21 protein-coding genes are annotated in these 21,147 nt (G+C 63.8%); 10 read left to right on the top strand and 11 right to left on the bottom strand.

Annotated features, from left to right (window positions below; all coding sequences use genetic code 11):
* Positions 1–109 precede the first annotated feature (109 nt).
* Genes lepB through era form a run of 3 tightly spaced genes read left to right on the top strand, consistent with a single transcriptional unit; the run spans position 110 to position 2,510 of the window.
* Positions 110–952 (top strand): signal peptidase I, encoded by an 843-nt coding sequence (lepB, locus tag ASD76_RS05940; protein ID WP_055919808.1) that lies wholly within the window; start codon positions 110–112, stop codon positions 950–952.
* The gene (rnc, locus tag ASD76_RS05945) at positions 949–1,620 is read left to right on the top strand and encodes a ribonuclease III (RefSeq protein WP_055919811.1); all 672 of its coding nucleotides are present in this window, start codon (positions 949–951) and stop codon (positions 1,618–1,620) included. Before lepB ends, rnc begins: the two co-directional genes overlap by 4 nt.
* Positions 1,617–2,510 carry a GTPase Era gene (gene era, locus ASD76_RS05950; protein ID WP_055919815.1) on the top strand — a complete coding sequence of 298 codons (894 nt, stop codon included), beginning with the start codon at positions 1,617–1,619 and terminating at the stop codon, positions 2,508–2,510. The genes rnc and era overlap by 4 nt, the downstream gene beginning before the upstream one ends.
* On the opposite strand, the gene ASD76_RS05955 is transcribed toward era, so the two are convergent.
* From ASD76_RS05955 to plsY, 7 genes are all read right to left on the bottom strand, one after another.
* The gene (locus ASD76_RS05955; protein WP_055919818.1) at positions 2,507–3,904 is read right to left on the bottom strand and encodes an MFS transporter; all 1,398 of its coding nucleotides are present in this window, start codon (positions 3,902–3,904) and stop codon (positions 2,507–2,509) included. The two genes, era and ASD76_RS05955, sit on opposite strands and share 4 nt — an antisense overlap.
* A 53-nt stretch (positions 3,905–3,957) precedes the next feature.
* Positions 3,958–4,596 carry an energy transducer TonB gene (locus ASD76_RS05960; protein WP_055919822.1) on the bottom strand — a complete coding sequence of 213 codons (639 nt, stop codon included), beginning with the start codon at positions 4,594–4,596 and terminating at the stop codon, positions 3,958–3,960.
* A gap of 18 nt (positions 4,597–4,614) precedes the next feature.
* On the bottom strand, positions 4,615–4,794 hold the full coding sequence (locus ASD76_RS05965; protein ID WP_055919825.1) for a hypothetical protein: 180 nt from the start codon (positions 4,792–4,794) through the stop codon (positions 4,615–4,617).
* Positions 4,791–7,334 (bottom strand): type I DNA topoisomerase, encoded by a 2,544-nt coding sequence (gene topA, locus ASD76_RS05970; RefSeq protein ID WP_055919828.1) that lies wholly within the window; start codon positions 7,332–7,334, stop codon positions 4,791–4,793. Before topA ends, ASD76_RS05965 begins: the two co-directional genes overlap by 4 nt.
* A gap of 86 nt (positions 7,335–7,420) precedes the next feature.
* Positions 7,421–8,125 carry a hypothetical protein gene (locus ASD76_RS05975; RefSeq protein WP_156457555.1) on the bottom strand — a complete coding sequence of 235 codons (705 nt, stop codon included), beginning with the start codon at positions 8,123–8,125 and terminating at the stop codon, positions 7,421–7,423.
* A gap of 66 nt (positions 8,126–8,191) precedes the next feature.
* Positions 8,192–9,310 (bottom strand): DNA-processing protein DprA, encoded by a 1,119-nt coding sequence (dprA, locus tag ASD76_RS05980; protein ID WP_055919833.1) that lies wholly within the window; start codon positions 9,308–9,310, stop codon positions 8,192–8,194.
* Entirely contained in the window at positions 9,307–9,903 is a 597-nt protein-coding gene (gene plsY / locus ASD76_RS05985) for a glycerol-3-phosphate 1-O-acyltransferase PlsY (protein WP_055919836.1), read from the bottom strand. The genes dprA and plsY overlap by 4 nt, the downstream gene beginning before the upstream one ends.
* A 124-nt stretch (positions 9,904–10,027) precedes the next feature.
* Here plsY and ASD76_RS05990 point away from each other — a divergent pair, with 124 nt between their 5' ends.
* The 6 genes from ASD76_RS05990 (at position 10,028) to ASD76_RS06015 (ending at position 16,896) form a co-directional block, all read left to right on the top strand.
* Positions 10,028–10,831 carry a sigma factor-like helix-turn-helix DNA-binding protein gene (locus tag ASD76_RS05990; RefSeq protein ID WP_055919839.1) on the top strand — a complete coding sequence of 268 codons (804 nt, stop codon included), beginning with the start codon at positions 10,028–10,030 and terminating at the stop codon, positions 10,829–10,831.
* A 48-nt stretch (positions 10,832–10,879) separates the two neighbouring features.
* Entirely contained in the window at positions 10,880–11,674 is a 795-nt protein-coding gene (gene murI / locus ASD76_RS05995) for a glutamate racemase (RefSeq protein WP_055919842.1), read from the top strand.
* 106 nt (positions 11,675–11,780) lie between these two features.
* The gene (hemA, locus tag ASD76_RS06000) at positions 11,781–13,001 is read left to right on the top strand and encodes a 5-aminolevulinate synthase (protein ID WP_055919843.1); all 1,221 of its coding nucleotides are present in this window, start codon (positions 11,781–11,783) and stop codon (positions 12,999–13,001) included.
* A 190-nt stretch (positions 13,002–13,191) separates the two neighbouring features.
* The gene (locus ASD76_RS06005) at positions 13,192–13,743 is read left to right on the top strand and encodes a cytochrome c (RefSeq protein WP_156457556.1); all 552 of its coding nucleotides are present in this window, start codon (positions 13,192–13,194) and stop codon (positions 13,741–13,743) included.
* A gap of 97 nt (positions 13,744–13,840) precedes the next feature.
* Positions 13,841–14,332: a MarR family winged helix-turn-helix transcriptional regulator gene (locus tag ASD76_RS06010; protein ID WP_156457557.1), complete on the top strand. Its 492-nt coding sequence runs from the start codon at positions 13,841–13,843 to the stop codon at positions 14,330–14,332.
* A gap of 62 nt (positions 14,333–14,394) precedes the next feature.
* Positions 14,395–16,896 (top strand): TonB-dependent receptor, encoded by a 2,502-nt coding sequence (locus ASD76_RS06015; protein WP_055919852.1) that lies wholly within the window; start codon positions 14,395–14,397, stop codon positions 16,894–16,896.
* A gap of 102 nt (positions 16,897–16,998) precedes the next feature.
* Here ASD76_RS06015 and ASD76_RS17835 read toward each other — a convergent pair whose 3' ends face one another.
* The 3 genes from ASD76_RS17835 to ASD76_RS06025 form a co-directional block, all read right to left on the bottom strand.
* Positions 16,999–17,127 carry an entericidin A/B family lipoprotein gene (locus tag ASD76_RS17835; protein WP_082553622.1) on the bottom strand — a complete coding sequence of 43 codons (129 nt, stop codon included), beginning with the start codon at positions 17,125–17,127 and terminating at the stop codon, positions 16,999–17,001.
* Between the two features lie 44 nt (positions 17,128–17,171).
* Positions 17,172–18,362, bottom strand: coding sequence for a type III PLP-dependent enzyme (locus ASD76_RS06020; RefSeq protein WP_055919855.1), 1,191 nt, complete (start codon positions 18,360–18,362; stop codon positions 17,172–17,174).
* Positions 18,363–18,518: 156 nt separating this feature from the next.
* On the bottom strand, positions 18,519–19,064 hold the full coding sequence (locus ASD76_RS06025) for a LemA family protein (protein WP_055919858.1): 546 nt from the start codon (positions 19,062–19,064) through the stop codon (positions 18,519–18,521).
* 75 nt (positions 19,065–19,139) lie between these two features.
* Here ASD76_RS06025 and ASD76_RS06030 point away from each other — a divergent pair, with 75 nt between their 5' ends.
* Positions 19,140–20,081, top strand: a complete 942-nt coding sequence (locus ASD76_RS06030) for a DUF3137 domain-containing protein (RefSeq protein WP_055919861.1) — start codon at positions 19,140–19,142, stop codon at positions 20,079–20,081.
* A gap of 3 nt (positions 20,082–20,084) precedes the next feature.
* Here the strand turns inward: ASD76_RS06030 and ASD76_RS06035 are convergent, their stop codons facing one another.
* A complete protein-coding gene (locus ASD76_RS06035; RefSeq protein ID WP_055919864.1) occupies positions 20,085–21,137 on the bottom strand; it encodes a 1,9-bis(guanidino)-5-aza-nonane synthase in 1,053 nt (350 codons plus the stop codon).
* Between the last annotated feature and the right edge of the window lie 10 nt (positions 21,138–21,147).

The raw sequence follows: 21,147 nt of genomic DNA on the forward strand, positions 1-21,147 counted from the left end.
GGCTAAGGCCTCGCCCCATGATAGGCCAACGCAATCGCATCGATCCTAGCCAGGACAAGCTGCCATTGCGCCGGACTGCGTCATCTGTGTCAACTTCGGTAGCAGGCCAATGAGCGAAAACGCCCCCACCGTCACGAGTGAACCTGTCGAAACTCCGCCCGCCCCGGCGGCGAAGGCGAAGAAGAAGGAAGACAGCTTCCTCGTCTTCCTGATCAAGCTGGTGGTGGTCGTCCTGATCTTCCGGACGTTCCTGTTCACCAGCTTCTCGATTCCCAGCGAGTCGATGATGCCGCGCCTGTTGGTCGGCGATTACCTGTTCGCCGCCAAGTGGCCGTACGGTTATTCAGGAGCTTCGCTGCCGATCGATTGGAAAACTGGCAAGCGCATCTTCGGCAGCCAGCCCGAACGCGGCGACGTGGTGATCTTCAAGCATCCCATCGACCGCACCGACTACGTGAAGCGCGTCATCGGCCTGCCGGGCGATCAGGTGCAGATGGTCGCAGGGGTCGTGCACATCAACGGCGTGCCGGTGAAGAAGCAGAAGATCGCGGACTTCGTTGTCCCGGTGCGCCCCAATGGCGGTTGCGCCGAGGTCCGCTTCACCGAGCGTGAGGCCGACGGCACTTTTGCCTGCCGCTACCCGCAGTACCGCGAAACTCTGCCCAACGGCGTCAGCTACAACGTGCTCGATTTCGGGCTGAAGCCGCAGGACACCACCCCACCTGTGGTCGTCCCCGAAGACCGTTTGTTCCTGATGGGCGACAACCGCGATAACTCGCTCGACAGCCGCTTCCCGGCCGTCGCACAGCGTGGCATCGACCTCGTGCCCCAGGAAAACCTCGTCGGCCGGGCGAGCTTCATGTTCTTCTCCACCGACGGCACGGCGGAGTGGCTCAAGCCCTGGACCTGGTTCACCGCCGCCCGCTGGGACCGGATGGGGCGCGCGATTTGAGTTCGCTAACCGATGAAGCGCGTGAATGGCTCGATGGCCTTGGGTTTGAGGTCATCAATCCGGATTTGTGGCTCGAAGCGCTGACTCACGGCAGCACTGGGGCCGCACGCAAGTATGAGCGGCTCGAGTTCCTCGGCGACCGGGTGCTCGGCCTGTCGATTGCCGAATGGCTCTACCGTAACAGCACGGGCTCCGAAGGCGAGTTGGCCCAGCGCCTCAACGCGCTGGTCAGCCGCCTGTCCTGCGCCAAGGTAGCCCGCACGATCGGCGTCCCCGCGCATGTGCTCCTGGGCAAGCAGGCGCGGGATGACGGCGCGGCCGATAGCGACAACGTGCTTGGCGACATCATGGAGGCCCTGCTCGGGGCCAGCTTCCTCGAGAGCGGCTTCCCCGCCACCCGCGACAAAGTCCACAATTTGTGGCAACCGGTGATCGAAGGCCGGGCAGGTCGCTCCAAGCATCCCAAGAGCGCGCTGCAGGAATGGGCCGCCGGTAACCAGCGGAAGCCTCCGGAGTATAAGCTGGTCGGACGCTCGGGCCCGGATCATGCGGCCAAGTTCACCGTTCGGGTGAGCGTAAGAAACGTTGGCGAGGTCGAAGCGACTGCCAACAGCAAGCAGGACGCCGAGACCGAGGCGGCACGACAATTTATGGAGAGATACGGGTGAGTCAGAAGTGCGGAGTGGTTGCGGTTATCGGCGCGCCGAACGCCGGCAAGTCCACGCTGGTCAACCAGTTGGTGGGCCAGAAGGTCGCAATCACCAGCGCCAAGGCCCAAACCACGCGTGCGCGCCTGCTTGGCATCGCGCTGGAAGGCGAGACGCAGATCATCCTCGCCGACACGCCGGGCATCTTCGAACCCAAGCGACGGCTCGACCGCGCGATGGTCAGCGCCGCGTGGGAAGGCACAGTGTCGGCCGACGCTGTCCTGCTCGTCGTCGACCCGATCAAGCAGCGTCGTCACGAACTTGAGCCGCTGCTCGAAATCCTCAAGGACCGGCCCGAACGCAAGCTGCTGGCCCTGAACAAGGTCGATGCCAGCGCCAAGGAACCGCTACTGGCCCTCGCCCAGGACCTGACGGGGAAAGTCGACTTCGCCGAGATATTCTTCATCTCCGCCCTGACCGGCGATGGCGTTCCCGAATTGAAGGCTCACCTCGCCGGCCTGATGCCGGAAAGCCCCTGGCACTACCCTGAAGACCAGGTCTCCGACGCCAGCGAGCGCTTGCTCGCCACCGAGGTCACCCGCGAGCAACTCTACCGCCAGCTGCACGAGGAACTGCCCTACGACAGCGCTGTGCGGCCCGAGAGCTACCAGGTGCGCAAGGACGGCAGTGTCGAGATCCACCAGCAGATCGTCATCGGCCGCGACAGCCAGAAGCCCATCGTCCTCGGCAAGCGCGGTGCGCGGATCAAGGCCATCGGTGAAGAAGCGCGCAAGGAGCTAAGCGAGATCCTCGGCGTGAAAGTGCATCTCTTCCTTCACGTGAAGGTGGACGAACGCTGGGCAGAAAGCCGCGAGATCTTCGAAGAGATCGGGCTCGACTGGGTCCGTTAGGACTTCCGCAGCGTCGCCATTGTCCCACCTGCCTTGGTCACGCTGACGAACCTCGCCAGGCTGCACAACGCCGCCACCGCCGCGAGCGCGCAGGCCACGAATAGCGGCGTCGGTCCGAGCCCTGCCCCGCTCGCCAGCAAGATGCCGACGGTAACCGCCGCCATCGTCTGACCCAGCAGGCGCGACGTTGACAGCAAGCCTCCCGCCGCCGCCGCCCGCTCGCGCGGAGCCTGGCCGATCAACAGCCGCGAATTGGGCGCAAAGAACAGACCGAAGCCGAGCGCGGTGAGGCTGAGGCGCCAACCGATGCCGAACTCGCCCGGTCTGTCGGGCATGAAGGCCACTAGCAACAGGCCGACGATGGCGATGGCCATGCCGGCGACGCCGAGCTTGGTCGGGGCGATCCGGTCGCTCATCCAGCCAGCAAGCGGGGCCACGACCAGCATCGTCAGCGGGAATGGCAACAGCAGCAGTCCGACTTCCTCGGGCGCGTAGCCCATGCCCTCTTCCAGCCGGAACGGCAGCGAGAGCATCAGCGAGCCGGCAGCAATGAAGCAGGCGATCGCCCCGAGCGCAGACAGGCCGATGACAGGCTTGGCCAGGAGGTCCACCGGCACGACAGGGTTCTTGCGCGCCTTCTCCCGCTGCACGAGCAGTAGCAGCGAGACGGCACCGGCGATCGCCAGGGCCGTGCCGATGACCGCGTTCTCATGCGTCGCCAGCTGCATTCCGCCGATCAGCAGGAGCATGGTCCCGGCGCTCCACAAGCCACTGACCCATTCGGGCGGATGCGATTTGCGGACCGGCTCGGGGAGAGCCCTCCCCAGTAGAAGCGAGACCAACGCCAACGGCGCCGCGGCGACGAACACCCATTGCCAGGGCGCATGCCCGACGATGAAACCGCCCAGCGTCGGCGCCAGGGCCGACGACGAGGCGACGATCACGCTGTTGACCCCCATCCCGCTGCCAAGCTGTCGCGCCGGATATATCTGCCGCAGCATCGCCGCCGAAACGCTCAAGGCCATGCCCGCCCCGACCGCCTGCAACCCTCGCAGCGCAAGGAGGACGAGGAAGTCGCCGACGAACAGGCACAGCGCCGAGGAAACGAGGAACAGCGCTTGGCCGTACTGGTAGAGCCGCCTGTGCCCCATCCGGTCACCCAGGCTGGAGAACGGCAGCAGCACCATCACGAGGACAAGTTGGTAAACCGCCACGACATTGGTCACCGCCGCGTTGCTGACGCCGAGGTCGCGCGCGATGGTCGGTAGTGCGACGTTGGCGATCGCCCCGTCGAGCACCAGCAGCGCCGTGCCGAAGCTTATCGCCGCAATCGCCCACCAGCGGCGAGGCTTTGGGAGGCCGTCGTGCTGGTGAAGGTCGGGCTCGGTCGGCATTGAAGCCATGTGACTGTAATACCGCTCGCTTTCAAGCCCACCCAGCCTGCTGATCAGGAAGGCGTGCTCGGCTCCAGGCGGACGCTCAAATTCATCACGTAGGCAACGGGCGCGCCTGTCTTATCCGCAAGGACGGGACCGGTGAGCTTGGAAGCATGCCCGCAAGTCCATTCGACGACGGAACTGTCCACGGGATTGGAGGCAGGTATTCCTTCGCAGCGCTTCACGGCCCCCTCAGAATCAATCTCCAAAGCCAGCCCAAGCGACAGCGGTTCGGTGATCTGGAGAGAAGGAGTATCGACCTTCAGCGTAAGATCAGGCGTGCGCCTTGCAACTTTGACTTCGCTGCTCTGCTTGTCGCCGCCCACGAGCCATCGAGTGACGAACGTTCTAAAGCGGCCGGGCATGGGCGTGCCGTCCACCCCCTTGGCGGGAGTTAGCCGCAAACGCATCGCTGCATTGCACTCCTGCTGCGCCAGGCGTTCATCGCCGATGAACGAGACGACCGAACAGCTCCGCACTTTCCCATCGGTTTCTACGATCAAATCGATGAGTGTGGCGGCCGACTTCCCGTCTCGCACGGCCCAGGTGGGATAGGTGCCGAAAAACTGCTTCTTCGCCGCATTCGAGAATTCTGGCGCCGCCATGAGCGACGACAGAAAAAGTACCGATCCAATCACTTCCACCCCCATTGATCGCCGACCCCGGAACTACCGCTTCTTAGCAATCCCGATCCCGTCGATCTTGGCGCGGTCCTTGGTCGATTCCTCGGTCCGCCCCAGCGCCTTGGCGATCTCCTTCAGACCCTTGCCCTTGCCGGCAAGGATCTTGAGCTTGCCGACTTCCTCGGACGTCCAAGGCTGCTTATGTCGCTCGAAACGTTCACTCATGACTTCGCCGCCTTCTTCTTTGCCGGCGCCTTCTTGGCCGGAGCCTTCTTCCGGGCGCCCTTCTTCTTTGCCGGTCCCTTCGCAGCGCGAGCGTCGATCAAGGCGATGGCCTGCTCTTCGGTCACGTCCTCAGGCTTCACGTCCTTCGGCAGAGTGGCGTTGGTCGTGCCGTCGGTCACATAAGGGCCGTAGCGGCCCGGCATGACCTTGATCTCGCCGCCGCTGGTCGGGTGGGATCCGAGCGTCTTGATCGGTTCCGCCTTCGCCCCGGTACCCCGAGCCGCTCCGCCGCGGTTGGCGGCTTCGGCGAGCAAGGTCACGGCGGCGTTCATGCCGGTCTCAAACACCTCGCGCGTGCCGCCGAGCTTGGCGTACTTGCCATCGTGCGCGAGGTAAGGACCGTAGCGGCCGATGCTTGCGGTGATCGGGTTGCCCGTCTCCGGATGCGTGCCCACCTCTCGCGGCAGGCTCAGCAAGCGCAGCGCCCAGTCGAGATCGAAGTCAGGCAGATCCTTCGGGATCGAGGCGCGCTTGGCGTCCTTGCCCTCGCCCAGCTGGATATAGGGCCCGAAGCGCCCGGTGCGCCGGGTGACCGGCAGCCCGCTGTCGGGATCGGTGCCCATGACATCGTCGTCAGCGCCGTCTTCCGGCGGTTGGCCGAACTTCCGGCGGAAGCTGCATTCGGGGTAGTTGGAGCAAGCGATGAAAGCACCGAAACGTCCGCCGCGCAGCGACAGCCGGCCACCATCGCGGCCTTCGGCAATGCACTTCGGGCAGGCCCTCGGGTCGCTGCCGTCCGCCTTGGGCGGGAACAAGTAGTCGGACAGGAACTCGTCGAGCACCTCGGTGACTTCGGAGGGCTTGCGCTCCATCACCTCGTCGCTCTTCGGCTTGAAGTCGCGCCAGAACTCTTCGAGCACCGTCTTCCATTCCGCACGGCCGCCGGAGACGTCGTCGAGTTCTTCCTCCATCTCGGCGGTGAAGTCGTAGCCGACATAGCGCGGGAAGAAGCGTTCGAGGAACGCGGTCAGCAGGCGGCCGGAATCTTCCGCGAAGAAGCGGTTCTTCTCAGTGCGGACATATTCGCGGTCGCGCAGGGTCTGGATGGTCGAGGCGTAAGTCGAAGGGCGGCCGATGCCGAGTTCCTCGAGCCTCTTCACCAGGCTCGCTTCCGAGAAGCGCGGCGGCGGCTGGGTGAAGTGCTGGTCGGCCTCGACACCGAGCTTGGCCGGTGAATCGCCCTGGCGCATCAGCGGCAGCAGGCCCTCTTCCTCGTCGTCATCGCCCTTCTGGTCGCGGCCTTCCTCATAGACGGCGAGGAAGCCGGGGAACTTCACCACCTGGCCGGTGGCGCGCAGCTCGTGGCGTCCGGTCGGATCGCGCAACGTAATCGTCGTGCGTTCAAGGCTCGCGGCCGCCATCTGGCTCGCCATCGCGCGCTTGAAGATGAGGTCGTAGAGCTTGGCCTCGTCGCCAGAACCGGCACGATCGCGGCTGAAGTCGGTCGGGCGGATCGCCTCGTGCGCTTCCTGCGCGTTCTTGGCCTTGGTCTGATAGATGCGCGGCTTTTCCGGCAGGAAGTGGCCCGAGAAGCGCTCGGTGATGGCCTTGCGCGCGGCGCTGATGGCGCTGTGGTCCATCTGCACGCCGTCGGTACGCATGTAGGTGATGGCGCCCGCCTCGTAGAGGTTCTGCGCCAGACGCATGGTGTGGCTGGCCGAATAGCCGAGCTTGCGCGCGGCTTCCTGCTGCAGGGTCGAGGTGGTGAACGGCGGTGCCGGGTTGCGCTTGAGCGGCTTGGTCTCGACGCCTTCGACGGTGAAGCGGCCCGCTTCGACGGCGGCCTTGGCCTTGTCAGCCGTACCCTTGTCACCGATCGACAACCGGTCGAGCTTCTGTCCGTCGAACGTGACCAGACGGGCATCGAACTCGGTTCCGTCGTGCTGCATCTTGGCAACGACCGACCAATATTCCTGCGCGACGAATGCCTCGATCTCGCGCTCGCGGTCGACGATCAGGCGCAGAGCCACCGACTGCACGCGGCCAGCACTCTTGGCGCCAGGGAGCTTGCGCCACAGCACTGGGCTGAGGGTGAAGCCGAACAGGTAATCCAGCGCGCGGCGGGCGAGGTACGCATCGATGAGGTCGGTATCGAGCTCGCGCGGGTGCGCCATCGCTTGCGTCACCGCTTCCTTGGTGATCGCGTTGAAGGTGACGCGCTCCACCTCTTTAGGCAGCGCCTTGCGCTTCGCCAGCAGCTCCCGGACGTGCCACGAGATCGCTTCGCCCTCGCGATCAGGGTCGGTGGCGAGGATCAGACGGTCGGCCTTCTTGGCCGCGTCGGATATCTCCTTCACCCTGGAGACCTTGTCGCGATAGGTCTCCCAATCCATCGCGAAACCTTCCTCCGGCCGCACCGAACCATCCTTCGGTGGCAGGTCACGGATGTGGCCATAGGAAGCGAGGACCTTGTAGTCCTTGCCGAGATACTTCTCGATGGTTTTCGCCTTGGCGGGGGATTCAACGATGACAAGTTGCATGGGTTATTGGCATTCCTTACGCGTACACGCGCGAGGGTGGTGGGGCTCGGCAGGGTTCGTCAAGCACTTGCACAGAAGCCCCTCGCTCATGCGAAGACTTCGTCAAGCTCTTCGGCCTCGTCATGTACCAAGGAGTAGATGGCGATACCAAGGCCAGCGTAAACCCCGCTGATCGCGGTTTCGACAAAAGACGAGACGATGCCGCCAACAGTCTCGCCGGCGATGCTGAAAACGACAGAGAGCACGGCCACCGCCACTCCGAGCCCCAAGAGCAGGACGATGGCTGCGAAGAAGATGGCCCAGCCACTCCCCTTTGTGGCGTGCCAGCTCGATGACAATGACTCGAAGACGCCCTGGCGCGCGCCAATCAGGTAGCCGGATGCTGCTGACCAGCGAACCAGCAAGATAACGCCGGGTACGATCAGAAACAGGAAGCCAATGAGTACCGCGATCACGGAGAGGATCGACATGCCGAGATAGAGCCAGAAGCGGCTTCCTTCGCTCTGCAACCGTCCTCTTGCGGCTAGGTAACGGGTAAGCAGCACATAAGTGGCGACTATGCTCACGATCATGGTGCCTATCTCAAACAACGCGCTTGCCGGCGTGTCGTTCGTATCCACCGAGAACCCATAGCTGATGGTGCCGCTCGAGGTTTCCATCAGCCCGAACGCCACACCGATCGCTGTGAGGCCGCCCACTACGAGCGTGTAGATGGCAACGTCCCGCTTGGCATCGCCGATCAGCGATACCAACTCCTGAAATATGCCCGAAAAGGTGGCTTCGTTCCTCATCATTCCCCCCATTGGTCGACTGTCACGTCGCCGAAAATATGCATTAGATCAGCTAGAAAATCGCACCTAATTCAGGTCCGCTGTCGTAACGAGCGAAACCCGTGCCCCCGCGTGCCGCGCCAGTCTTCCAGCGATTTCCAGCTCAAGCAAGGCCATCTGGACCGCGCTCGCACTCTCACCACTCTGCCGAACCAGCTCGTCGACGCCGATCGGCGCCGTCGTGAGTAGATCGCGAATGTCTGCCGGCTCATCGGCGAGATCGTCTTCCTCGCCCGCTACGAACGGCGGCTGTGTCTCCTGGAACCCCGAACGCGGACGGCCGTCGAAGCCCTTCAGAAGTTCGACCACATCCTCTGGCGTTTGCACGAGCACGGCACCGTCGCGGATCAACTGGTTGCAGCCGTGGCTGCGCGCGTCGAGCGGGCTGCCCGGTATCGCCATGACCTCGCGCCCGGCTTCACCGGCCAGCCGTGCGGTGATTAGCGAGCCGCTCTTCGGTGCGGCCTCGACCACGAGGGTGCCCAGCGACAGGCCGGCGATGATGCGGTTGCGACTGGGGAAATGGCTGGCGCGGGGCTCGGTGCCGGGGGGCTGCTCGGCCACCAGCAGGCCCTCGCTGGCGATCCGCTCCTGCAGGGCCGCATGCTGTGGCGGGTAGGCGATGTCGATGCCGCTCGCGATCACTCCGATAGTCGCGGGAAGCGAGCCTTCGTGGGCCGCGCCGTCGATACCCCGAGCGAGGCCGGAAACGACCACAAAGCCCTCTTCCGTAAGCCCATGAGCGAAATCTCGCGCCAGCTTGACCGCCGCTGCCGAGGCGTTGCGGGCGCCGACGATCGACACGCAGGGCTTGGCGGCAACCTGTACATCGCCGCGAATGGTCAGGATCGGTGGGGCACTGTCGATTTCCCGGAGCAGCGCTGGGTAACCCGGCATGTCGTGAAACAGGTAGCGCGCTCCGGCGGCGCGGACTGCGGCGACCTCCCGCTCGATCCTGTCGCGAGGCGCGGGGCGGTAGTCCTTCTTTCCGCCAGCGGCCAGTTGGGGGAGCGCCCCGATCGCGGCCTGGGCATCACCGAACCGGCGGAGCAATTGGGCGTAGCTGATCGGCCCGATGTTAGGCGAACGTAGCAACCGGATACGGGCAAAAGCTTCGTCCTGACCCAGCGTAGCCGGTGCATTCATGTCTTCCGGCCGACCCTCGGTTCGGTGCCGGCGCGCAAGCGGGCGATGTTCTCGCGGTGCAGCCAGACCACGATCAAGGCGATCGCCGTGAGGACCGGCACGAACTCCATGCGTCCAAGGAGCGCCGCTGCGATGGGAGTCGCGACAACTGCGCTCATCCCGCCGAGCGAGGAAATGCGCGTGATCGCGAGCATGCCCAACCACACCAAGGCATAGACCAGCCCAAGGACCGGCGCGAGACCGAGCGCCACCCCGAGCGTCGTCGCCACGCCCTTGCCGCCCTTGAACTTGAGCCAGACGGGGAAGCAGTGGCCGAGCACTGCGCCGAGCGCCGCAAAGACCGCCACGTCAGGCAGCCAGCGCCAGGCCAGATAGACCGCAGCGAAACCCTTCGCCGCATCGAGCACCAGGACAGCAGCCGCCAGCCCCTTGCTGCCCGTCCGCAGCACGTTGGTAGCGCCGATGTTACCCGAGCCGATCTTGCGGATGTCACCCTTGCCCGCGAGTATCGCCAGCAGGAGCCCGAACGGCACCGATCCGAGAAGGTAACCGCCCAGCAGAGCCAGAACCCAGTCCATATCCTCCCCGTTCATTGCCGCCGAACTAGCTCAGCCCTTGCACTTCGCCAAAGGGAATACAATCCGTTGCGGACCGTATCTTGGGGTACCAGCCTTGCGGGCTTGGGTACCAAATGGCGATATTCTAGAACCTTGGGCCATGACCGACGCTGAGATCGACGAGAACACACGCGCCGCCTTGGGCCGTCTAACGGCGGGAGAGAGGGAATGCCTCCAGCGGCGGCTGCGTCACCAGACGGCGAAGGAAATGGCGATAGATCTCGGCGTATCGCCGCATGCCGTGGAAAAACGGCTGAAGATGGCGCGGGCGAAGCTGGGGCTTTCGTCCTCGCTGGAAGCGGCACGGCTGCTGGCCGCCTCTGAATGGTACCAGCAGACAGCACCCCACTCGCCGGCCCTCGCGCCAGCGGCCGCCGTCATCGACCACGGGGCAATCCGACTGACAGTGTGGGGAGTGATTGCCATGAGCCTTGTTGCAGCAACCTTGATCGTATTGGCCACCCAGAGCCCAAGTTCGGGTGGGGTCGCGCCATTGGATGCTGGTGGCGTGGCGCCATACCCTAGTGGCGCTGTCGCCCCTTCTCCGCGCTCCGAGGCAATGGTCGAACCCACTGCTGCGGAGCTTCACATGGTGGTGGTGGCAACATTCGGGAAGCTCGACGTGGACAAGTCCGGCTTCATCGAGCTCGCCGAAACACCGGTCACGGGCAACGACCCCATCGCGCAGAAGATCTATGACCGTGATGAGCAAGGTACGGTTCGCGAGACCGGCCAGGTTCGGACGGTCAGCGCTGATCAGGCCCGAGCCGAATACATCGCGCGCGGCGACCGCGACGGTGACGGAAAGTGGAGTTTCATCGAGTTCCGTGAGTGGATGAAATCCAACGTAGCGAAGACGGGGATTCCGGCTGCCTGGCGCGAAGATATCGAAAGCGCCTACTAGTCGGTAACTGTCGTTGACGGGGACGAGACCATTGTCCATCCCGCGCTGATGGATCCCGCTGCCCCGATATTGCTGTTCGACTCAGGCGTCGGGGGCCTCACCGTGCTGGCGGAATTGCGCAAGCTGCTTCCTGATGCGCCGGTCATTTATGCGGCCGACACAGCAGGCCTCCCGTACGGCGAGAAGACCGAGGCAGAGATTGCCGCACGGGTCGCCGGCCTGCTTGGCCGACTTGGCGAGCGCTACAAGCCGAGGCTGATTACAATCGCCTGCAACACCGCCTCGACCATTGCGTTGGGCATGGTTCGCGACGTGTTGCATGTGCCGATTGTCGGTACCGTGCCTGCGATCAAACCGGCGGCTGCGCTCACCAAGACCGGCTCAATCGGGTTGCTCGGCACGGCGGCGACGATTCGCCAGGGCTATGTCGACCGGCTTGAGGCAGAGTTCGCTAACGGCAAACGGCTGATCCGCCATGCCGCGCCCGATCTGGTCGAAGCAGCCGAGATCGTGTTGCGCGGTGGATTGCCCGACCCTGCCGTGTTCACCGCTGCCGCCGAAGGCTTGCGAGCACAAGCCGGCGGCGATGAGATCGACACAGTGGTCCTCGCCTGCACCCATTTCCCGCTAGTCGAAAGTCAACTTTCCACAGCCTTCGGGCCCGGCGTGAACTTCGTCCACGGCGCCGAAGGCATCGCTCGGCGGATCGAATTCCTCACTCGCGGACAGACGTTTGAGCGCGAAGTCCCTGATATGGCTTTGTTCACCGGAGATGCAGCCCGGTTCGGCCAATTGGCCGAGGCGCTCAAGCGATATGGGCTGGAACGGACAGAGTCATTCTAGTTGCGAATCCCTCGCAAACTCCGTGCTTTAAACCCTGCCCGCCTTCGCCTAAGTCGCGCGAGACTCAATCGGCCGCTGGGATCGCGGCGCTGAACGGACACATCCGTTGAACTACGATTTTATATTCGACCAAGCCATTCAGCGTCTCCATGCAGAGGGGCGCTATCGCGTTTTCATCGACATCCTGCGCAACAAGGGTGCCTATCCCGACGCGCGGTGCTTCGCCGGACACAACGGCCCGAAGCCGATCACGGTGTGGTGTTCGAACGACTACCTCGCGATGGGCCAGCACCCCAAGGTCACGGCCGCGATGGAAGAGGCGCTGCACAATGTCGGCGCCGGTAGCGGCGGCACGCGCAACATCGGCGGCAACACCCACTATCATATCGAGCTGGAGCGTGAGCTTGCCGATCTCCACGGCAAGGAAACGGCGCTACTGTTCACGAGCGGCTACGTCTCGAACGACGCGACGCTCTCCACTCTCGCCAAGCTGCTGCCGGGCTGCGTGATCTTCTCGGACGAGATGAACCACGCCAGCATGATCGCCGGCATTCGCAACTCGGGCTGCGAGAAGCGTATCTTCCGCCACAACGACGCGACGCACCTCGAAGAATTGCTGGCGGCTGAGGACCCGAACGTCCCCAAGCTGATCGCGTTCGAGAGCGTCTATTCGATGGATGGCGACGTCGCTCCGATCCACGCGTTCTGCGACCTGGCCGACAAGTACAACGCCCTCACCTACATCGACGAAGTCCATGCCGTGGGCATGTACGGCGCGCGTGGTGGCGGCATCTCGGAGCGTGACGAAGCTGCGCACCGGATCAACATCATCGAAGGGACGCTGGGCAAGGCGTTCGGCGTGATGGGCGGTTACATTGCGGCCGACACCAAGGTGATCGACTGCATTCGCAGCTATGCTCCGGGCTTCATCTTCACCACCTCGCTCTCTCCCGTGCTCGTGGCCGGCGTTCTGGCGGCTGTGAAGCACCTCAAGGAAAGCTCGGCGGAACGCGAAGCGCAGCAGGCCGCTGCGGCGACGCTCAAGCGCATGTTCCGCGAAGCCGGCCTGCCGGTGATGGATTCGACCACGCACATCGTTCCGCTGATGGTGGGCGATCCGGTGCGGGCGAAGAAGATCAGCGACATCCTGCTCGCCGAGTACGGCGTCTATGTGCAGCCGATCAATTTCCCGACCGTGCCGCGCGGCACGGAGCGCCTGCGCTTCACGCCTGGCCCCGCCCATACGGAAGCGATGATGGCGGATCTGACGGCGGCGCTGGTCGAGATTTGGGACCGCTTGGAACTCGAGTTCCGCAAGGCCGCCTAAGGTCGCGGCGGGAACGCCGACGCACCATCGTTCCACACCTGTCGGTCCCGGCAGCGCGGGCTTTCGCGTCTGCATCTGGTTAAAACTCCAGAGAAAACCTGAGTTGATCCTCGGTGCCGAGCGGCGCATCGTCCGCGTCCATATAAGAAGTGAAGTCTACCAACGGGTCGCCAACATCTCGGAGGTTGGCATGAAGGCACTTCTTCGGATTTCGACGATCGGGCTTTTCCCCCTCGCCCTGGTGGCGTGCAACCAGGCGAGCGAACCGGCGCCGGAGGCGACCACGGCAACGCCGTCCGCCGCCCCCGCCATCAAGCTTCCGGTCAGCCTCAACGCGGCGATGGTCAGCATGGTCGACCATTCGGCCGACTACATCTTCGCCCTCGGTAACGACGACCTGCCGAGGAATGATCGCGACTGGCTGCTGGTGCGTAACTCGGCCTTCGAGATGATGCTGGCAGGCACGGTCACACAGATCCCCGGCACCGGAGCGTTCGACGAGGAGTGGACGAAGAATCCAGAGTGGCAGACCCTGGCCAAGCAGTTGACCGCCCACGGCGCAGAGGCGCTCAAGTTGGCCGAGGCCAAGTCGACCAACGTCCAAGAGTGGCGCGCGCTCGGTGACCGGTTGGTCCAGACCTGCCTGCAGTGTCACGAAAAGTTCAAGCCGGAGATTCCCAGCGAAGGAATCCTCAAGGGTTCGACCGAGCGACAATCGCGCGGAGAGAGCATCTTCAGCTGACGGCAGCACCTTAACTGTATCCAACGATACAATTCCGCTTGGCTCGATTGTAGTCGTTGGATACAATCGCCTCCGATAAGAGTTGGGGGCAGATGTCGTGAAGCTCGCGGATATCGTCGGATATCGCCTTGATATGGCGCGTTGCGCGGCCTTGCGCAGCCTCCACCGACTCCTGGACGACACCACGTTCCGTCCCGCCGACACCACCGCGCTGCTGTTGATTAAGGAACGGCCCGGTTGCGACCAGACGATGCTGGGACGCGCGCTCGCCGGCAACCGGTCGGTCGGCATGAAAGTCGCCACTCGCCTCGAAGCCCGTGGGCTGCTGACACGCGGCGAAGGCCGCAATCGCCGTAGCAAAGGCCTCTACATCATGCCTGAGGGCGAAACGGTCCTCGCCGAACTCCTCGACTGCCACGACGAAGCCGAGGCCCGCATCGCTGCCGCCCTCGCCCCCGGCGAGCGCGAGCAGCTGCTCACTTTGCTTGGAAAAATCGAACAGGCCGTCCTCGATGAAGAGGCCGGACTCACCGGAAGTACCGCCGCTCAGACGGCAATCCAGGAAGCGGGAGTGCCCGAACCGACCTAGCCCAACCTCACGACAATCGGCCCGAAGAACATGCCGATGTCGATACCAGGGAGATCGATGCCATGAAGTCACGGATACCTTTGCTGTGCTCCTCCGCCTTCGCAATCCTGGCGGCCCAGCCCGCCCTGGCGCAGGACGCACCTGCCAGCCCCCCACCTGAAACTCAGAGCGGAGACATTGTCGTCACCGCGCAGTTCCGTGAGCAGCGGCTCCAGGACACGCCGCTGGCGATCACCGCGGTGAATTCGGAAATGCTCGAGGCTCGTAGCCAGACCGACATCAGCCAGGTTGCCAGCCAGGCGCCTTCGGTCACGCTCAAGCCGCAAGGTGCCGCGTTCGGCCCTTCGCTGGCAGCCAACATCCGCGGCGTCGGCCAGTACGACTTCAACCCCGCGCTTGAGCCGGGCGTCGGCCTCTATGTCGATGATGTCTACTACGCGACCCTGACCGGATCGATCTTCGACCTGCTCGACCTTGAACGTGTCGAGATCTTGCGTGGCCCACAGGGCACCCTGGCAGGCCGCAACTCGATCGGCGGCGCGGTGAAGCTCTATTCGCAGCGGCCCGAAGGCTCCAACACCGGATCGATCACCGCCGCTTATGGCAGCCGCGATCGCGTCGACTTGCGCGGCAGCTTCGACTTCAACATCACCGATGGGCTCGATGCCCGCATCGCCGGCGTGGCCAAGCGGCAGGACGGCTACGTCCAGCGGCTCGACTTCGGCTGCGTCTATCCCACGGGAGGCCCCGCCACGCTGCCGGCCGATGCTCCGCTGAACGCCGGAGCGCCGATCAACCCGGCAGTCGGCGGGATCCCCGCCCGCCTGCCTTCCGGCAGCGACTGCGTCGTCGCGGACGAAGGCGAGGTCGATTACATGGGCCTGCGTGGTCAGGTCCGCTGGCGGCCGACCGACACGATCGATATCAACATCATCGGCGATTATACGATCGACGATCGCTGGCAGGTCGGCTCGGTCCTGCTGGAAACGTACTACCCCAACGGGGTGCTCGCGAGCCCGCGTTTCCCGCTCCCGGCTAACCCGCCGTACAACACCGCAACGAACCCGACGCGGGACATCAATCCGTTCGGCCCCGGCATCGCCTACGACACGCGGTTCGTCTGCGGACCGTACTGTAACTTCGCCAGCTACACGAACGAGCCCGACACCACCTGGCCAATCCGCGACCAGGCCGACGGGCGCATCAAGTTCGAAGGTTGGGGCGTATCCGGCCAGATCGACTGGGACGTCGCCGAGACCGTCCAATTGGTCTCGATCACCGCCTATCGCGAATACACCTCGAACTTCTCGAACGACAACGACACCTCACCGATGGCTCATAGCCTCGGCTATGGCCCGCTGACGTTCGAGTTCTTCAGCCAGGAACTGCGCCTCAACGGCACTTTCGGCAGCAATGAGGAAATCAACTACACGGTCGGCGCCTATTACAGCGACCAGCAGTCGGTCTACACGTCGTTCCAGGGCTTGCGCGGATCGGGCCTCCGCTTCGTCCAGAGCGACCCCGTCGATCTCACCAGCAAGGCCGTGTTCGCCAACGTCAGCTGGACGCCGATCGATGACCTGACGCTCAACGGTGGCATTCGCTACACCGAAGAAGACAAGACCTACACCTACAGCCGCAAGAACCCCGAAGGCGGCGTGGCTGGCCCGCCGCTAACTGCGCTCGACGGTCTGGTCGGCGAGGCTTCGGCAGAACACGTCGACTACCGCCTGGCGCTGCAATATCGCTGGTCCGACGAGTTCATGACCTACGCCCAGTACTCGACGGGCTTCAAGGGAGGCGGCGTCAATCCGCGGCCGTTCTTCCCACAGCAGGTCCTGCCGTTCGGTCCGGAAACGCTGGAATCCTTCGAGCTCGGCTTCAAGAGCGACTTCTGGGATCGCCGGGTCCGTCTCAACGTCGCCGGCTTCTTCAGTAACTACAACGATATCCAGCTAACGCTAACCAATTGCACGGTCCAGGCCGGGGCGGGCTTCGGCGCGCCGTGCGCCCTGCCCGTCAACGCGGGCAACGCCGACGTGAAGGGTATCGAGGTCGAGACCACGATTACCCCGATCGACGGTCTGCTGATCGACGCCGCGGCGGCGTTCCTCGACTTTGACTATAAGGAATTCGCCAGCTTCGACACGCCGGCGGGCCCGGTCAGTGTGGGTGGGCCGACCAATATCAACGCCCCGCAGTTCGGCGACTATCCGGCGTTCACGCCGCGGTGGAAGTGGAGCATCGGGGCGCAGTACGCGATCCAACTGGGCGGCGGTGCGGGCTCGCTGACCCCGCGCATCGACGTCGCTTACCAAGGCGACCTGCACACCAACCCGATCAATCGCGATAGCAACCTGATCGAGGGCTACACGCTAGCGAACGCACGTCTGACCTGGCGCAACGACAAGGAGGATCTCGAGTTCGCGCTCGAGGTCTCCAACTTGTTCGACGAGTACTACTACCTGACGATCAACGACCAGACGACGGGCGGCCAGGGCTACACCAATGCCCAGCCCGGCCGGCCGCGCGAATGGGCCGTCAGCGTGAAGAAGAAGTTCTAGGGGCCTTCCGGCCGGTTCGCCCCTAGGGGGAGGGGATGCCGGGCTGCCTTGGGCGGCCCGGCATTTCAGCGCCAAGGCCGCACTTTAGCGGCCCAGCGCAGCTCAGTTCTTGAGCGCGTCTTCGCCAGCCTGGCCGACGGACTGGATATCGCGCCCGGCACCCTTGACGGTGTTGCAGGCACCAAGCGCCAAAGTGGCGACAATAAGGATCGCGGCAGCGGCTTTACGCATCGAGAACAGACCTTTGCAGTGAGAATACGAAACGGGTGAGCCGACTAGCGCAGACTCACGACGTTGTCGCTGGCACGAGGATCCTTACGCTCGCCTGTATAGAGGCTCGCCATCGGCTCATCGTTCGCGATTACGGCTTCGGCCACGCCGAATCCGTTGAACCGCGTCTTCATCGCCGCACCGTAGGCACCGAGCATGCCGATCTCGATGTAGTCGCCCGCCTGGATGTCGGCCGGCAACATGAAGGGACCCTTCATGTAGTCGGCGTCGTCGCAAGTCGGTCCGTAGAACGCGAATTCCTCGAGCGGCTGGGTGAGGTCATCCTCCAGCGCGCGAACCGGGAAACGCCAGGCCACGTGTGCGGCATCGAACAGCGCGCCATAGGCACCGTCGTTGATGTAGAGCTCGTCACTGCGGCGCTTCTCGACCTTGACGATCATCGAGCTGTATTCGGCGCAGAGCGCCCTGCCCGGCTCAGCCCAAAGTTCGGCCGAGTACGAAATCGGCAGAGCTTCGAAGTGGCGGTGAATCAGCGCGAAGTAGTCTTCGAGCGGCGGAGGCTCCATGCCCGGATAGGAGCTAGGGAAACCGCCGCCCACGTCGATGATATCGACCGTGACCGCCGCCTCGACGATCGCCACGCGAACGCGCTCGAGCGCCTGGACATAAGCGAACGGCGTCATCGCCTGGCTACCGACGTGGAAGCAGATGCCGAGCGCGTCGCAATGCTGGCGAGTCGCCTGCAAGAGCGATCCGGCGTCAACCAGGTCCGTGCCGAACTTGGCAGCGAGAGAGAGCTCAGAATGCTCGGAAGACACGCGCAGGCGGACCAGCAGGTTCAGGTCCTGCGCGCCGTCGGTGGCTTCGACGATCTTCGCCAGCTCTTCGTGCGTATCGAGGCTGAAGGTGCGGACGCCGTGGACCTTGTAGGCTTCGGCGATGGCGCTCTTCGTCTTGACCGGATGCATGAAGCACAGCGTCGCTTCGGGCAGCAGCCCGCGGACGAGACGCACCTCGGCAATCGAGGCCACGTCGAAGTGAGTGATTCCCGAATCCCACAGGATCTGCAGCAGTTCGGGCGAGGGATTCGCTTTTACCGCATACATCGACTTGCCGGGAAAGCTCTCGGCAAAGAAGCGAGCAGCCCGCGCCGCGGCGTGCGGGCGGTTGCAGATCACGGGTTCATCCGGCGCGAGAGCGCGAACTACAGCCTTGGCGTCAGGATAGATGTGCAACTCAAGGGACCCCCAACAAAACGTTCGGTTTAAAAGCTGCCTTGCGGTTGGAAGTCCCCATGGGGCAGCGGAGTGGCGCGCATATATGCGGAGGCAGCTGAACTGCAAGTTAAAATGTGCAGGCCGCGCGATGACTGCGATCAGTTGTCCACAGCGTCAAAAGCTTACGGATGGAACCTGATCGACGGTGCCTTGTTCGCTCGCATCGAGTCGATGAAAATCAGCCTCGCGAAAGCCCAGGGTTCCCGCGAAAAGAATCGCGGGAAATGACTGAATTGCAGCGTTGAAGCGCGACACGGCGGCATTGAGAGCTCGGCGGGCTGCGGCCAGCTTGTCCTCCACGTCGGCCAGCTCGCGCTGCAGTTCCTGGAAATTGGCGCTGGCCTTGAGGTCCGGATAGGCTTCACCCAGCGCCAGCAGCTTGTCGAGCGCGACGCGAAGCTGCGCCTCGCTGGCCGAGTTCGTGCCCTGCGCTGCGCGATTGCGTGCTTCGACTACGGCGTCGAGCGTGGAGCGCTCGTGAGTCGCGTAGCCTCTCACCGTGTTGACTAGGTTGGGCACCAGGTCATGCCGCTGGCGCAGCTGGGCATCGATGTCCGCTACGCCCTGGTTCACGTTCTGACGAAGGGCGACGAGCCGATTGTAAATGCCGATTACACCGACCAACAGCACGACCACTACCGCGAGCAGTATCCATTCCATCGCCGAGTCCCCAGCTTCGCCCGCTTGCCCCCGGGCCCCCTGACGTTATCAAAGCGCAACGGGGGGCATCTGGCAATGATCGAACGTCCGAACGTGGAAGCCTTGTTGGCGGGACCGCTGGGCGAGTGGCTCGAACGTCAGGTTCAAGTCCGGGCAGAGGCCAAGGCCAAGTCGAACAAGCGCTTCGTGATCGCAGGGCTGATCGGGGCGGTGCTGGCCTTCGTTGGCTGGACCACCCTCCCCATCCCCGAGCAGATCAAGGCGTTCGGCACCCTGGCGATCGCCCTGGTCGGCGCGGCCTGGGCCTATGCTCCCCGCGCCAAGGCGATCGAGGAGACCAAGAACGGCATCAACAAGGCGATCGCCGCTTCGCTCGGCCTCTCCTACGAAATGGAGTTTGATCCCGGCCACGGCTTCGACCTCGCCAGGCGCTATGGCCTGTTGCCGAGCTACGACCGGTCGAACTTCGAGGACCTGTGGAGCGGCCCTTTGGGAGCCCGCGCCTTCACCCTGCACGAAGCGCATCTCGAAGAGGAGCGCGGCAGCGGCAAGAACCGCAGCTACGTCACCGTGTTTCGCGGCGCGATCCTCACGATCAGCTTCGACAGGCGATTTCTCGGAACAACGCTAGTCGAACGCTCGAACAAACACCGCAAGCTGTTCGGCGGGTCCCAGGATTCAGTCGAACTCGACGGGCTTGAGCTCGACTATGTCGACATGGTCCACCCCGACTTTCAGGACCGCTTCTCGGTGTGGTCGGACGATCAGGTGGAGGCCCGCTACCTCGTCCACCCTCGCTACGTCGAGCGCCTGCTCGACATCGAACAGGCGTTCAGCGGCAAAGACGTGCGCACACTGTTCAAGGGCGGCGAACTGGTCATCGTCATCGAGAGCGAGAACATGTTCGAAAGCGGCTCGCTCGACGCCAGCGAGGACCGTGCCAGGGTCACTCGCTGCGTCGATCAGTTCATGACGCTCGTCGACTTGTGCGAGGCCCTGAACGAGCCGGCCAGGTAAGCCTCAGGCGAACAGCTTGGCCCAGCGGCGCTTCTCGCGATCCTTCCACAGGCCGCGATGGTAGGCGTCCGACGCCAGCAGCGGCATGACCGAGCCGGCTTCGGCGAAGACCATCTGCTCGATCCCGGTGTTGACCTTGCCCCAGCTCGCGGCCTCCTGCAGCGTCGAGGACGAGCAGGCCCCGTCGCGCACGTCGGCGACGGTGATCTGCACGGCGTACTTGTGCACCTCGACGTCATCGTGGCCGAGGATCTCAGCGCAGACGACGGTGTCCTGGATGAAGTTCTTGGGCACGCCGCCGCCGATCATCAGCAGGCCGGTGGTGCCGGCCGCGATCTTGATGTCGGTCAGTTCGCGGAAATCGGCGATCGAGTCGATCGTGAGGTAAGGCCTGCCCGCCTTCATCGCGTCGACCTGGTGCTTCACCAGACCAAAGCCTGCAGAGCTGTCGGTGAAGGCCGGGCAGAAGATCGGCACGTCATGCTCGTAGGCGAGCTTGACCAGGCTGTTCTCTTTCTTGCCATGCTCGACGAGGTACTTGCCCATCTCGCGGATGAACGCGCGGCTCGAATAGGCCTTGGGTTCCAGTGTTTCGGCAATCTCAAAGATCGTGTGGTCGACGTTCTGGAGGTCTTCCTCGTCGATGTAGGTGTCGTAGATGCGGTCGATGTAGAGCGAGCGCAGCGTGTCGTCGTCGGGGATCTCGAGCGCTTGGTAGTGCTTGTGACCGAGGCCTTCGAAGAAATCCATGTCGACGATCGTGGCACCAGTCGCGACGATGCCGTCGACCATGTTGTTGCGCAGCAGCTCTGCATAGAGATCCATGCAGCCCGCCGCCGAAGTCGAGCCGGCGATGACCAGGAACACCGAGCAATCCTTGTCGCCGAGCATCTGGTTGTAGATGCGCGTCGCGCGGGCAAGGTCACGGCTGGTGAAGCTCATCTTGCCCATGGCGTCGATCAGCGGGCGAGCGTCGAACTTGGTGATGTCGATGTGTTCGACCTCAGTCGAAAGCAACTCGGCTTTACGAGTGTCGTTGATCGCGGCGTCGGTCATGAAGAGTCCT

The organism is Altererythrobacter sp. Root672 (assembly GCF_001427865.1).
GTDB lineage: Bacteria > Pseudomonadota > Alphaproteobacteria > Sphingomonadales > Sphingomonadaceae > Croceibacterium_A.

Coding starts and splice junctions, on each gene's coding strand:
- lepB (WP_055919808.1), top strand. CDS start 110: ATGAGCGAAAACGCCCCCACCGTCACGAGTGAACCTGTCGAAACTCCG.
- ASD76_RS05955 (WP_055919818.1), bottom strand. CDS start 3,904: ATGCCGACCGAGCCCGACCTTCACCAGCACGACGGCCTCCCAAAGCCT.
- ASD76_RS05960 (WP_055919822.1), bottom strand. CDS start 4,596: ATGGGGGTGGAAGTGATTGGATCGGTACTTTTTCTGTCGTCGCTCATG.
- ASD76_RS05965 (WP_055919825.1), bottom strand. CDS start 4,794: ATGAGTGAACGTTTCGAGCGACATAAGCAGCCTTGGACGTCCGAGGAA.
- topA (WP_055919828.1), bottom strand. CDS start 7,334: ATGCAACTTGTCATCGTTGAATCCCCCGCCAAGGCGAAAACCATCGAG.
- ASD76_RS05975 (WP_156457555.1), bottom strand. CDS start 8,125: ATGAGGAACGAAGCCACCTTTTCGGGCATATTTCAGGAGTTGGTATCG.
- dprA (WP_055919833.1), bottom strand. CDS start 9,310: ATGAATGCACCGGCTACGCTGGGTCAGGACGAAGCTTTTGCCCGTATC.
- plsY (WP_055919836.1), bottom strand. CDS start 9,903: ATGAACGGGGAGGATATGGACTGGGTTCTGGCTCTGCTGGGCGGTTAC.
- ASD76_RS05990 (WP_055919839.1), top strand. CDS start 10,028: ATGACCGACGCTGAGATCGACGAGAACACACGCGCCGCCTTGGGCCGT.
- murI (WP_055919842.1), top strand. CDS start 10,880: ATGGATCCCGCTGCCCCGATATTGCTGTTCGACTCAGGCGTCGGGGGC.
- ASD76_RS06005 (WP_156457556.1), top strand. CDS start 13,192: ATGAAGGCACTTCTTCGGATTTCGACGATCGGGCTTTTCCCCCTCGCC.
- ASD76_RS06015 (WP_055919852.1), top strand. CDS start 14,395: ATGAAGTCACGGATACCTTTGCTGTGCTCCTCCGCCTTCGCAATCCTG.
- ASD76_RS17835 (WP_082553622.1), bottom strand. CDS start 17,127: ATGCGTAAAGCCGCTGCCGCGATCCTTATTGTCGCCACTTTGGCGCTT.
- ASD76_RS06025 (WP_055919858.1), bottom strand. CDS start 19,064: ATGGAATGGATACTGCTCGCGGTAGTGGTCGTGCTGTTGGTCGGTGTA.
- ASD76_RS06030 (WP_055919861.1), top strand. CDS start 19,140: ATGATCGAACGTCCGAACGTGGAAGCCTTGTTGGCGGGACCGCTGGGC.
- ASD76_RS06035 (WP_055919864.1), bottom strand. CDS start 21,137: ATGACCGACGCCGCGATCAACGACACTCGTAAAGCCGAGTTGCTTTCG.